This window comes from Nocardia sp. NPDC050435 (assembly GCF_040655395.1).
Classification (GTDB): Bacteria; Actinomycetota; Actinomycetes; order Mycobacteriales; family Mycobacteriaceae; genus Nocardia.
Genome location: NZ_JBFAJW010000008.1, coordinates 225,400 through 237,620, shown reverse-complemented (window position 1 = coordinate 237,620; position 12,221 = coordinate 225,400). Strand labels below are relative to the sequence as shown.

Annotated in this window: 12 protein-coding genes; 8 read left to right on the top strand and 4 right to left on the bottom strand. The window is 70.5% G+C overall.

Annotated features, from left to right (window positions below; translation table 11 throughout):
- The 7 genes from nuoL (at position 1) to AB0I43_RS24795 (ending at position 9,022) form a co-directional block, all read left to right on the top strand.
- On the top strand, positions 1–1,887 hold the full coding sequence (gene nuoL / locus AB0I43_RS24825) for an NADH-quinone oxidoreductase subunit L (RefSeq protein WP_356974378.1): 1,887 nt from the start codon (positions 1–3) through the stop codon (positions 1,885–1,887).
- A 76-nt stretch (positions 1,888–1,963) separates the two neighbouring features.
- On the top strand, positions 1,964–3,589 hold the full coding sequence (locus AB0I43_RS24820; protein ID WP_356974379.1) for an NADH-quinone oxidoreductase subunit M: 1,626 nt from the start codon (positions 1,964–1,966) through the stop codon (positions 3,587–3,589).
- On the top strand, positions 3,586–5,196 hold the full coding sequence (gene nuoN / locus AB0I43_RS24815) for an NADH-quinone oxidoreductase subunit NuoN (RefSeq protein WP_356974380.1): 1,611 nt from the start codon (positions 3,586–3,588) through the stop codon (positions 5,194–5,196). Before AB0I43_RS24820 ends, nuoN begins: the two co-directional genes overlap by 4 nt.
- A 173-nt stretch (positions 5,197–5,369) precedes the next feature.
- The gene (locus tag AB0I43_RS24810) at positions 5,370–6,062 is read left to right on the top strand and encodes a S1 family peptidase (RefSeq protein WP_356974381.1); all 693 of its coding nucleotides are present in this window, start codon (positions 5,370–5,372) and stop codon (positions 6,060–6,062) included.
- Positions 6,063–6,347: 285 nt separating this feature from the next.
- Entirely contained in the window at positions 6,348–6,875 is a 528-nt protein-coding gene (locus AB0I43_RS24805; protein WP_356974382.1) for a hypothetical protein, read from the top strand.
- Positions 6,876–7,287: 412 nt separating this feature from the next.
- Entirely contained in the window at positions 7,288–7,824 is a 537-nt protein-coding gene (locus tag AB0I43_RS24800) for a copper chaperone PCu(A)C (protein WP_356974383.1), read from the top strand.
- Positions 7,817–9,022: a Dyp-type peroxidase gene (locus tag AB0I43_RS24795; RefSeq protein WP_356974384.1), complete on the top strand. Its 1,206-nt coding sequence runs from the start codon at positions 7,817–7,819 to the stop codon at positions 9,020–9,022. The genes AB0I43_RS24800 and AB0I43_RS24795 overlap by 8 nt, the downstream gene beginning before the upstream one ends.
- 39 nt (positions 9,023–9,061) lie before the next feature.
- On the opposite strand, the gene AB0I43_RS24790 is transcribed toward AB0I43_RS24795, so the two are convergent.
- The 3 genes from AB0I43_RS24790 to AB0I43_RS24780 form a co-directional block, all read right to left on the bottom strand.
- Positions 9,062–9,412: a hypothetical protein gene (locus AB0I43_RS24790; protein WP_356974385.1), complete on the bottom strand. Its 351-nt coding sequence runs from the start codon at positions 9,410–9,412 to the stop codon at positions 9,062–9,064.
- 32 nt (positions 9,413–9,444) lie between these two features.
- Positions 9,445–10,158, bottom strand: coding sequence for an HdeD family acid-resistance protein (locus tag AB0I43_RS24785; RefSeq protein WP_357432673.1), 714 nt, complete (start codon positions 10,156–10,158; stop codon positions 9,445–9,447).
- A gap of 76 nt (positions 10,159–10,234) precedes the next feature.
- Positions 10,235–10,648, bottom strand: a complete 414-nt coding sequence (locus AB0I43_RS24780) for a VOC family protein (protein WP_356974387.1) — start codon at positions 10,646–10,648, stop codon at positions 10,235–10,237.
- A 181-nt stretch (positions 10,649–10,829) separates the two neighbouring features.
- Here AB0I43_RS24780 and AB0I43_RS24775 point away from each other — a divergent pair, with 181 nt between their 5' ends.
- The gene (locus tag AB0I43_RS24775; protein WP_356974388.1) at positions 10,830–11,810 is read left to right on the top strand and encodes a glycosyltransferase family 9 protein; all 981 of its coding nucleotides are present in this window, start codon (positions 10,830–10,832) and stop codon (positions 11,808–11,810) included.
- On the opposite strand, the gene AB0I43_RS24770 is transcribed toward AB0I43_RS24775, so the two are convergent.
- Complete coding sequence (locus tag AB0I43_RS24770) at positions 11,807–12,124, bottom strand: metalloregulator ArsR/SmtB family transcription factor (RefSeq protein ID WP_356974389.1); 318 nt, start codon at positions 12,122–12,124, stop codon at positions 11,807–11,809. The genes AB0I43_RS24775 and AB0I43_RS24770 overlap by 4 nt on opposite strands.
- Between the last annotated feature and the right edge of the window lie 97 nt (positions 12,125–12,221).

Sequence of the window (12,221 nt, the reverse complement as noted above, 5' to 3'; positions counted from 1 at the left end):
ATGGAGACCGCAACGCTGTGGCTCATGCCCGCCCTGCCCCTGGCAGGCGCCGTAATCCTGCTGCTCTCCGGTCGTTTCAGCGACAAGTGGGGCCACCTGCTCGGCACCTTCGCCGCGGTGGTCTCCTTCGGCTTCGCCGCCATCGCCTTCTTCGGGATGCTCGGCCGCGCGGACGCGGCCCGCGCCGTGCACACCGACCTGTTCGAATGGGTGCCGGTGGCCGGGCTGGAAGTCCCGATGGGGCTCCAGCTCGACCAGCTGTCCATGTGTTTCGCGCTGCTGATCACGGGTGTGGGTTCGCTGATCCACATCTACTCGATCGGCTACATGGCGCACGACCCGAACCGGCGGCGCTTCTTCGCCTACCTCAACCTGTTCCTGGCGGCCATGCTGGTGCTGGTCCTGGCGAACAACTACCTGGTGCTGTTCCTCGGCTGGGAGGGCGTCGGCCTGGCCTCCTACCTGCTGATCGGGTTCTGGCACGAAAAGCCCAGTGCGGCAACGGCGGCCAAGAAGGCGTTCGTGGTCAACCGGGTCGGCGACATGGGTCTGGCGATCGCGCTGTTCATGATGTTCGCCACCTTCGGCAGCATCGGGTTCGGCGAGGTCTTCGCGGCCGCGCCGCAGGCCACCGAGGGCACGCTCACCGCCATCGGCCTGTTGCTGCTGCTGGGCGCGTGCGGTAAATCCGCGCAGGTGCCGCTGCAATCCTGGCTCGGGGACGCGATGGAGGGCCCGACCCCGGTGTCGGCGCTCATCCACGCGGCCACCATGGTCACCGCCGGCGTCTACCTGATCGCGCGCTCCGGGCCCATTTTCGATCTCGCGCCCGGCGCGCAGCTCGGCGTGGTCATCGTCGGCGCGGTCACCCTGCTCTTCGGTGCGATCATCGGCTGCGCCAAGGACGACATCAAGAAGGCGCTGGCCGCGTCCACGATGAGCCAGATCGGGTACATGTTCCTGGCCGCCGGTCTCGGCCCGGCCGGATACGCGTTCGCGATCATGCACCTGCTCACGCACGGCTTCTTCAAGGCCGGGCTGTTCCTCGGCGCCGGCTCGGTGATGCACGCGATGAACGACGAGACCGACATGCGCCGCTACGGCGGCCTGCGCACACTGCTGCCGGTCACCTTCGCCACCTTCGGGCTCGGCTACCTCGCGATCATCGGGGTGCCGCCGTTCGCCGGGTTCTTCTCCAAGGACAAGATCATCGAGACGGCCTTCAACGCGGGCGGCGCCAAGGGCTGGACCCTGGGCACCGTCGCGCTGCTCGGCGCCGGGCTCACCGCCTTCTACATGACGCGGGTGATGCTGATGACCTTCTTCGGCAAACGGCGCTGGAAAGAGGACACCCATCCGCACGAGGCGCCGATCAGCATGGCCGGGCCGATGATGCTGCTGGCGGTCGGCTCGGTGTTCTCCGGTGTGCTGCTGGTCATGGGGTCCTCGCTGCAGAACTGGCTGGCCCCGGTGGTCGGCGAGCACCACGGCGAACACGTGCTGCCCGCCTGGGTGGTCACCGTGCTGGCCCTCGGCGTGGTGGTCATCGGCGTGGGCGTCGCCCTGCGCGAGTACTACGAGAAGGAAATCCCGCAGACCGCACCGGAACCCGCGAGCGTGCTCACCGTCGCGGCCCGCCGCGACCTCTACGGCGACGCCTTCAACGAGGGCGTGCTCATGCGCCCCGGCCGCCACTTCACCCGCGCCCTGGTTTTCCTCGACAACCGCGGCGTCGACGGAATCGTGAACAGCACAGCCGCTGTCATCGGCGGTCTGTCCGCCCGCGCCCGCCGCGTGCAGACCGGCTTCGTCCGCTCCTACGCACTGTCCATGTTCACCGGCGCGGCCCTGGTGGCCGCGGCCCTGCTGGCGGTGCGGATCTGGTGAGCGACCGAACTGCCGAAATCCGTTGTCCCGGTGCGCTGATCGCCGGGACCGCCCCCCGAAGTGAAGGAAGGCTGCGGTGAACAACTTCCCCTGGTTGACCACCCTGTGGTTGCTGCCGGTCGTGGGCGCCGCGGCGGTGCTGGTGCTTCCGGCCGCGCAGCGCACACTCGCCCGGTCGGTCGCGTTCACGGTGGCGCTCGCGACGCTGGTACTGGCCGTGCTCGTGGCGGTGCGGTTCGAACCCGGCGGCGAGCAGTACCAGTTCGTCGAATCCCACCAGTGGATACCGGCTTTCGGGGCCGGATACACGCTCGGGGTCGACGGGATCGCCCTGGTGCTGGTGCTGCTGACGGCCGCGCTGGTGCCGATCCTGGTGCTGGCGGGCTGGCACGACGACCGCGAGGTCGGCGGCGGCAAGCGGGTGACGCACACCTACATGGCGCTCACGCTGCTGGTCGAGGCGATGGTGCTGATGTCGTTCCTGTCGCTGGACATCCTGCTGTTCTACGTCTTCTTCGAAGCCATGCTGATCCCGATGTACTTCCTCATCGGCGGCTTCGGCCCGCGCGGCGCGGATCCGGCGCTGCGGCAGCAGCGCTCCCGGGCCGCGGTGAAGTTCCTGCTGTACAACCTGTTCGGCGGACTCGTCATGCTCGCCGCGGTGATCGGCCTCTACGTCCTCACCGCCCGCGAATCGCTCGGCCCCGACGGCGCCGGCAGCTTCGACCTGCGGATCGTGGTCGCCGCCGCCAACTCCGGCCAGCTCGGCGCCGCCCCGGCCGTGCTCAACGCGCTGTTCCTCGGCTTCATGTTCGCCTTCGCGGTGAAGGCGCCGCTGTGGCCGCTGCACACCTGGCTGCCCGACGCCGCCGTCGCCGCGACCCCGTCTAGCGCGGTGCTGATGATGGCGATCGTCGACAAGGTCGGCACCTTCGGCATGCTGCGCTACTGCCTGACCCTGTTCCCCGACGCCGCCGCAACGTATGCGCCACTGGTGATCACGCTCGCGGTGATCGGCATCGTCTACGGCGCCGTGCTGGCCATCGGCCAAACCGACGTCATGCGCCTGATCGCCTACACCTCGATCTCGCACTTCGGGTTCATCATCCTCGGCATCTTCGCCATGACCAGCCAGGGCCAGACCGGCGCGACGCTGTACATGGTGAACCACGGCATCTCCACCGCCGCGCTGTTCCTGGTCGCCGGATTCCTGGTGTCGCGGCGCGGCACCCGCCTCATCGCCGACTACGGCGGCGTGCAGAAGGTGGCCCCGGTGCTGGCGGGCACCTTCTTCATCGCCGGCCTGGCCACGCTGTCCCTGCCCGGACTGGCGCCCTTCGTCAGCGAATTCCTGGTCCTGGTCGGCACATTCAGCCGCTACCAGGTGGCCGCGGTGATCGCCTCGGTCGCCCTGGTGCTGGCCGCGCTCTACGTGCTCTGGATGTACCAGCGGATGATGACCGGGCCGGTGACCGAGGGCAACGAGCGCATCCACGATCTGGTCCCCCGCGAACTCGCCGTGGTGGTGCCGCTGATCGCCGCGCTGATCTTCCTCGGGGTGTACCCGAAACCGGTGCTGGACTTCATCGATCCGGCGGTGAACCAGACCCTCACCACCATCGGACGACAGGACCCGGAGCCGACCGTCCCCGCCGTCACCGAGGCCGGAGCGGCCGTCAGCCACGGAGGTACGCACAAGTGACCACCGCAGTTCTCGCGGCCACCGTGCCCGCACCGAGCATCGAGTACAGCCTGATCCTGCCGATGCTGATCGTCTTCGGGGCGGCGGTGCTCGGCGTGCTGGTCGAGGCGTTCATCCCCCGACCCGCCCGCTACCTCACCCACGTGCTGCTCGCCGTGCTCGCCCTGGGCGCGGCGCTCGTGGTGGTGATCGGCCTGGCAGGCACCTCGGCCACGGCCGTCGTCGGCGCGGTCGCGATCGACGGGGTCAGCCTGTTCCTGCAGGGCACCATCCTGGTGGTGTCGCTGCTCGGCGTGGTGTTCATGGCCGAGCGCCACGCCCAGCCCACGATCGAGCGGCGCTCCGGGCCCGGCACCTGGGCGTTGCAGTCCGCCCGCCCGAGCGTCGCGGACGCGTTCACCCCGCAGGCCTCGGCCGTGCCCGGCAGCGCCGCGGAACGAACCGCCGCGAACGCCGGCATCGCCACCACCGAGGTCTTCCCGCTCACCCTGCTCGCCATCGGCGGCCTGCTGCTGTTCCCGGCCGCCAACGACCTGCTCACCATGTTCGTCGCGCTGGAAGTGCTGTCGCTGCCGCTGTATCTGCTGTGCGGGCTGGCGCGGCGGCAGCGGCTGCTCTCCCAGGAGGCGGCGCTGAAGTACTTCCTGCTGGGCGCGTTCTCCTCGGCGTTCTTCCTCTACGGTGTGGCCCTGCTCTACGGCCAGGCCGGGACGGTGCGGCTGGCCGGAATCTCCGACGCGCTCGTCGCGCATCCCTCCAACGCGCTGCTGGCGCTGCTCGGTTTGGCGATGCTCGCGGTGGGCCTGCTGTTCAAGATCGGCGCGGTGCCGTTCCAGTCCTGGGTGCCCGACGTCTATCAGGGCGCGCCGACCCCGGTGACCGCGTTCATGGCCGCCGCCACCAAGATCGCCGCGGTGGGCGCGCTGGTGCGGGTCATCCAGCTCGGCGTGCCGAGCCTGCGCGACGACTGGCGGCCGGTGCTCGCCGCCGTCGCCATCGCCACCATGGTGGCCGGCGCGGTGCTGGCCATCACCCAGACCGACGTCAAGCGCATGCTCGCGTACTCCTCGGTCGCGCACGCCGGATTCCTCATGGTCGGCCTGGTCGCGGCCACCGACGCGGGCACGGCCGCGATCCTGTTCTACCTGGCCGCCTACGGCCTGGGCACGCTCGGCGCCTTCGCCGTCGTCAGCCTGGTCCGCAGCGCGGACGGCACCGAGGCCACGGCGCTGTCGCAGTGGGCCGGGCTGGGCCGCCGGTCCCCCTGGCTGGCCTCGCTGTTCGCGCTGTTCCTGCTCTCCTTCGCCGGGATCCCGCTCACCTCCGGCTTCGTCGCCAAGTTCGCGGTCTTCCAGGCGGCCGCCGCCGACCACGCGCCCTACCTGGTCGTCGTCGGCGTGCTCTGCAGCGCCGTCGCGGCCTTCTTCTACGTCCGCGTGATCGTCCTGATGTTCTTCACCGACCCGCCCGCCGACGCCCCCGTGATCGTCCACCCGGCCCTCACCTGGACCGTCGTCGGCACCACCGCCGCCGCGACCCTGCTCCTGGGCGTCTTCCCCCAGCCCCTGCTCGACCTCGCGGAACAGGCCGCGATCTTCGTCCGCTGACCGAACGGAACTGAGACGGCCGCGGGGATTTCGATCCCCGCGGCCGTTTCGCGTTCGGTGCGCGCGGCTGCCGCGGTCCGGACCCGGCACTGCCCGGGACACCAGCCGAACCGTGTCCTACCTGCAACGGAAGGGAAGCCCAGGGGTTTGGCGGGGCAGGCACAGTTGACTGTATGTTCGCCGTCGCGCGAGTCCGATTACCCCTGATGCTGGCCGTGCTCGTGGTGCTGCCCGCCGCCGTGCTGTGCGCCGGGCGGGGGGTGGCGGTGCAGCCGGTGGTGCTCGGGGGCGGGTCGGGGATCGTGCTGGGTGAGCAGGTCGCGTGCACGCTGACCACGATCGGGTACGACCGGGCGCGGCGGCTGGTCGGGTTGACCGCCGGGCACTGCACCGAGGTGGGGATGGTGGTGCGGGGCGAGCGGGCGGCGCACGACGGGGCGGTCGGGACGGTCGCGCTGGTGGACTACGAAGACGACTACGCCGTCATCGAGTTCGACCCGGATATGGTGCGGCCGGTGCGGCAGGTCGCGGACACCCGGATCGACGGCATCGGCGCGCCCGCGCGGGCCGGAGATCGGGTGTGCAAGAACGGGCGCACCACCGGATTCGATTGCGGCGTGGTGCGGGACGCGCACCCGTGGTGGTTCCGCAACGAAGCGGGCTCGCAGTCCGGGGATTCCGGGGCGCCGGTCACGCTGGGCGATCAGCTCGTCGGCATGAACGTCGGGCACCTGCGCGTGGAAACGCTGACCGCGGCCGTCGGCGGCCCGCCGGGCCCCGACCCCGCGGTGGCCACCCAGATCGGGATGATCCTGGCCGACATCGAGGAGATCGGCGGGATCGGCGCGGGGTTCCGGCCGGTCTGAGGAAAGACTCCCGAGTCTCGACCGACTGCGGTGGAAGCGGCGCGGCCGGTGCAGCGGCGTAAACGGATACGCGCGGTCGGCCGTGGCACTTCAGAGCCGACGCTGCCGGTGCGGTCCTCGGACAACGGCCCGAGATCTCCGCTCAGGGGGCCGGCGACTGTGGACCCGGCTGGCATTCGGTCGCGACAGCGGAACCGGCAGGGATTCGGCCGGGACGGCGGAACCGGCCGACATCCGTCGCGATCCCGCGTCGACCACGCCTACGACCGGCAGTAGTATGTGCGGGTGCGACAACCGGCGGAGGTAGCGGCGCGACTGCGCGGTGCACTCGTCGGATCCGCCTCGGGTGCGGTGAGTATCGCGGCGCACGCCCTCGGCGGCGGCATGGTGTCACCCGGTGATTCGTCGATCGTGCTCCTGCTGGGCGCGTGTGCGGTGGTCGGCGTGGTTGTCGGCGCATTGCGCGAGCGCACCGGTTTCGCCGAGTTGGTGCTGTTGCTCGCGGCGGGCCAGGCGATCGGGCACACCGCCCTGACCCTCGCGCCGTGCCATCAGCCCGGCTCCCATGCCGACGGGCCGATGCTGCTCGCGCACGTGCTCGCGATCCCCTTGGGCGCGTTGCTGATTCGCGCCGCCGAAGCCGGTCTCGCGCGCGCCGCGTCGAGCGTCCGTTGCGTCGTGCACGCCCTGCGCACCCGCCCTACTGCCCACCGGGCCGCGACGTCGATCGCCGTCGACCCCGCGATCCGCGTCGCGCGTCGATTCCTCCTCAGCTCGGGCCCGGGAACCAGGGGGCCACCCGCCTTCGCCTGACGGTTTCCGCAAGGCCGGAACCACCGTCGCCCGCGAGCCCGCGTTCCACTACATCCGCGCACACGCAGATGTCGCTCTGTGGGGCCACCGCGTGCCTCGGCACTGCGCGTTGTCCTGTGGGCGACAGGCATGCCTCCACACCGCACGTCGCCCAGTGAACGAGACACACGCCTCCACACCGCACGTCGCCCAGTGAACGAGACCGCATGCCTCCCACACTGCGCGTTGTCCAGTGAACGAGACCAATGCGCTCGGACCGAGCCCACGCGCTCACCCGAGCGGCGTTCCGCGAACCCGAACCGCGCTCGCTCGACAAGACCCCCTGCTCCACCCAATCCGCTCGGCCGGCGGCGCTGTCCGCGTTGCCTTTTAGCACCGCCGCGACCCGGCCTCTCACACCAGGAGTACCTCCATGCCCTTTTCCCGCCTCGCCCGCGGCACGGCCGCACTGACCGCGATCCCGCTCCTGCTGGTCGCCTGTTCCTCGAACGACGACACCGCCGCCGCGTCCAGCGCCGATCGGGTCACCATCGCCGACCAGTGGGTCAAGGCCGCGCCGGGCGGCATGTCGGCCGCGTTCGGCACCCTCACCAACGACAGCGATCAGCCGATCACCGTGGTGGCCGGGTCCAGCCCCGTCTCGGCGAGCATCGAACTGCACGAGATGCTGACCAAGCCCGACGGCACCAAGCTGATGCAGGCCAAGCCCGGCGGCTACACCATCGCGCCGCACGCCACGCTCACCCTGAAGCCGGGCGCCGACCACATCATGTTCATCGGCCTGCACCAGGCGCTGCGCACCGGTTCGGACACCCCGATCACCCTGGTCTTCGGCGACGGCTCGGCCAAGTCGTTCACCGCCCAGGTGCGCGACTTTCCGGGCAACCAGGAGGAGTACGGCACCGAGGGCGAGCACGGCCCGCGGCCGACACCCGCGCCCGGTGCCTGAGCCGCGGACGCGGCCCGGCGGGTTCACCCGGCGACGTCTGCTCGGCGGCGGTGCCGCCGCGGCGGGCGTCGCCGGGCTCAGCGTCGGCGCGGTCGCCCTGAGCCGCACCGACCCGGCCCACGCCGGTCCCGGACCGGCCGCGACGGAACCGTTCTACGGCCGCCATCAGGCCGGGATCGCCACCGCGCCACAGGATCACGTCGCCTTCGTCGGACTCGACCTGCGGCCGGGCAGCACCCGCGCGGACATCACGGGCATCCTGCAGATCTGGTCCGGCGACGCGGCCCGCCTCACCCAGGGCGGCCCCGCGCTCGCCGACACCGAACCGCAGCTGACCCGGCGTCCGGCCCGCCTCACCGTCACCTTCGGCCTCGGGCCCGCGGTCTTCACGATCGCGGGCCTCGGGCACCGGCGGCCGGACTGGCTGCGCCCGCTGCCGCCGTTCCGGATCGACCGGCTCGAATCACGCTGGAGCGACGGCGATCTGGTGCTGCAGGTGTGCGCGGACGAGGCGACCACGGTGGCGCACGCGGTGCGGGTGCTGTGCCGCAGCGTCACCACGCTGACCACGGTGCGCTGGGTGCAGCGCGGTTTCCGCAATGCCGCGCCGGGGCAGACGCCGCGCAACCTGATGGGCCAGATCGACGGCACCGAGAACCTCGCCGCCGCCGATTTCGACCGCCTGGTCTGGGACGACGGGGCGACCCAGCCGTGGTTGGCGGGCGGCACCTCGCTGGTGCTGCGGCGGATCGCGATGAACCTGGAGACCTGGGACGAGATCGACCCGGACGGCCGCGAACTCAGCGTCGGCCGCAGGATCGACAGCGGTGCGCCGCTGACCGGGACGGTGGAGTCCGATCAGCCGGATTTCGCGGCGGTCGACCAGAACGGCATCCCGGTCATCCCGCAGTCGTCGCACATCGCGCGGGCCCGCCACACCCATGACGGGGAACGGTTCCTGCGCCGCGGCTACAACTACGACGACGCGCCCGAGCCGGGCCAGGTCTCCAACTCGGGGCTGCTGTTCGCGGCGTTCCAGCGTGACGTGGACGCGCAGTATCTGCCGGTGCAGCAGCGCCTGGCGGATTTCGACGCCCTCAATGTGTGGACCACGCCGGTGGGGTCGTCGGTGTTCGTGATCCCGCCGGGGATCACGGCACCCGGCGGGTATATCGGACAGTCGCTGTTCGAGTCCTGAGCGAGCGGGCCCCGGCGGTTGCCGGGGCCCGCTTCCGGCTCAGGTCCAGAGCGTCGCGACGAGCACGTTGGCGATCGCGAGACCGCCCGCGGCATGGGTCATCCACGGAATGTCCTTGCCCCGTTTGGCATCCGCGCGGCCCATCTCGGCGAAGGCCGCGACGAGCACGGAGACGACCAGCTTGACGCCGATCTTGGTCATGTTCGGGTCCTTGCCGAGCGAGTCGATCGACTCGGCCAGCCCCACCAGGATCACCCCGGTGATCAGCTGCGCCCGGGCGCCCCACACCATGACCTCATTGACCTTCGGCTGCCCGGCCAGGTAGCCGCCGACCACCGCGGCCATGCCGAGCAGGTGGGTGACGACCACCAGCTTGTAAACGAAATCCATGCGCTCACGCTAGTGGATCGCGCGCCTGTCTACTACATACTGTCGTGGGTTTCCGGCTGCCGATTTTCCAGCGCGTGCCGCCCGGCGGCCGCCGGCTGACCGGAGCGGTAGATGGTGGCGTCGTGGGAGGCGGGGACGCGGTACTGCTGCGGGCGGTAATCCACCGAGCCGACCTGCCAGCGCCGGGCGTCGGTGCGGACCCGGAACGCGGTGATGATCTCCATGATGCCGAGCGCCACCAGCCAGATGCCCGCCACCCAGGCCAGCGTGACCGCCGATTCGAACGGCCAGATGACCAGCACGATGCCGGCGATCGCGGTGAGCGCGCCGAACACGCCCATCCAGCCGCGCCCGGGTAGTCGCGGCTCGGACACCGCCGACATCAGCGAGGTGATGCCGCGGAACAGCCAGCCGATGCCGATCCACAGGCCCAGCAGCCAGACCGCGGCGAACTGGTCCCGGAAGCAGCAGAGCCCGATGATGATCGAGAGCACGCCGCTGATGAAGGCCAGCACCCGCAGCCCGGCGCGCGCCGGCGCGCCGAACGCGGCCAGTAGCTGCAGCACTCCGCTGACCAGGAGGTAGACGCCGAAGATGACGCCGGCGACCACCGCGGTCTGCCCCGGCCACGCCAGAATCAGCACGCCGAGCGCCGCGGACAGGACGCCCATCAGGAGAATGGTTTGCCAGGCCCCGCGGGCGAGCGTCTGCAGAGGCCCCTCAGTCGTACCGTTTCTCGTCGTCATGCCCGCGATGTTAGGCCCACCTCAGCTCGTTCGCTGAGAATTTGCCGGGCAACGCGCCGGGGTGTGGCGCAGACCGCTACGCCGTCGAGGACCCGATATTGACCATCCAGTCGACGCCGAACTTGTCCTTGCACATGCCGAACTCGTCGCCCCACATCTGCTTCTCCAGGGGTACCGAAACCTGCCCGCCCTCGGCGAGTTTGGCCCAGTAGCCGCGCAGCTCGTCGGCGTCGTCGCCGCTGAGGCTGACCGAAATGCTGCTTCCCGGTTGGTATTCCATGCCGGGCGGGGTGTCGGACACCATCAGGGTGAAGCCGGCGGGCGTTTCCAGCTGGCCGTGCATGACCAGCTCGGAGCCCGCGCCCTGCGGATCGCCGAACTCGCCGAAGGTGTTGATCCGGAGTTCGCCGCCGAACACCTCGCGGTAGAACTCGAGCGCGGCTCGGGCGGAATCGCCGAAGCTGATATACGGGTTGAGCTTGGACGCCATCGGAACGCTCCTCTCGCCGTAGGTGCTGTCAGCTGCGACATTACTGCGCCCAGCCGGGTGTGCGATGGATAACGCCTGCCGCCGCCCTGGTTTATCGCCGCGGCGCCCTGGGAAGTCATTTCAGAAGTGGCTCTGCCAAGGGTCGGGTTCGGTGCGTCTATCGGGTGGCTAGGAGAAGAGGGTGGCGGTAGTACTCGTGCTGCAGGCACGCGGACTGGGTGATCTGCTCACCACGGTCCCGGCGCTCCGTGCGCTGCGCCGAGCCAAGCCGCGCGATCACATCGTGCTGGCGGCCCCGCACCGGCTCAAGCCCATCATCGATCTCACCACCGCCGTGGACGCGATCGCGCCCACACCGGAACTCGGCGCGCTGCGCTGGGACGAGCCGCCGCCGCAGCTGGCGGTCAACCTGCACTGGCCCAGCACCGAGAGCATCGTCGAGCTGACCAAGACCGAGCCGGGCCGGATCCTGAGCTACCGCAACTCCGCCTTCCCCGATCTGGAAGGCCCCGTGTGGCAGACCGACATGCATCCGGTGGAGCGCTGGTGCCGATTGCTCGAGTCCGACGGCATGACCGCCGACCGCCGCAATCTCGGCCTGGTGCCGCCCGTCTCGACCACCAGCCATCGCGACTGCGTCGTCGTGCACGTGGGCGCGGGCAAGAAGGCGCGGCGCTGGCCCGCCGACCGGTTCGCGGCCGTGGTCCGGCATCTGCTGGTACTGGGCCGGGAAGTGGTGCTCACCGGCGACGAGTCCGAGCGCGACATCGCGCTGGGCGTGGCCGCGCGGGCCGGGCTGCCGACCAGCCGGGTGCTCGCGGGCGATCAGAGCCTGCTGGAATTCGCCGCGACCGTCGCCGAGGCCGCGCTGGTCGTGTGCGGCGACACCGGCGCCGCTCACCTGGCGACCGCGTTCGGCACCCGCACGGTGCAGCTGTTCGGCCCGACGCCGCCGCGCTGGGGCGGGCCGCCGCCGCATCTGCTGGGCCGGCACGTGGTGCTCTGGGCCGGGCAGGTCGGCGATCCGGATGCCGACACCCCCGACGCGGGGCTGTTGCGCATCGGGGTCACCGAGGTGATCGCCGCCGTGGACAAGCAGCTCAGCCAGCGGCACTGGCCGGGCACCGAACGCCGCCGTCCCCCGTATCGCCGGGTGGGTTAGCCCTGATCCTCGGCGGCGCTCAGCGCCGCGGCGTAGGCGGCCAGGGCGCTGGGCCAGAACTGTTCCAGGTAGTCGCGCGCGTCGGCGAGGCCTCGCGGATCCAGCGAGTAGAGCCGGCGGTTGCCATCGGGGCGCATCATCACCAGCCGGGCATCGCGCAGCACCTTGAGATGCTGCGACACCGCTGAGCTGCTGATTCCCATGGCGGCGGCAAGGTCGCCGACCGCGCGGGGCGCTGCGGGCAGCGCTTCGAAGATGGCCCGCCGGGTGGGGTCCGCGAGCGCCACCAGCGCCCGCACTCCTTTAGTCGGCACTTACGTAGTGTGATCGATTGGCATACTTTTGGCGAATTCGGGGAAAGAGTCTGTTTCCCCAGGTCGTTTCCAACTATCGATACTTTCGTTACCCGTC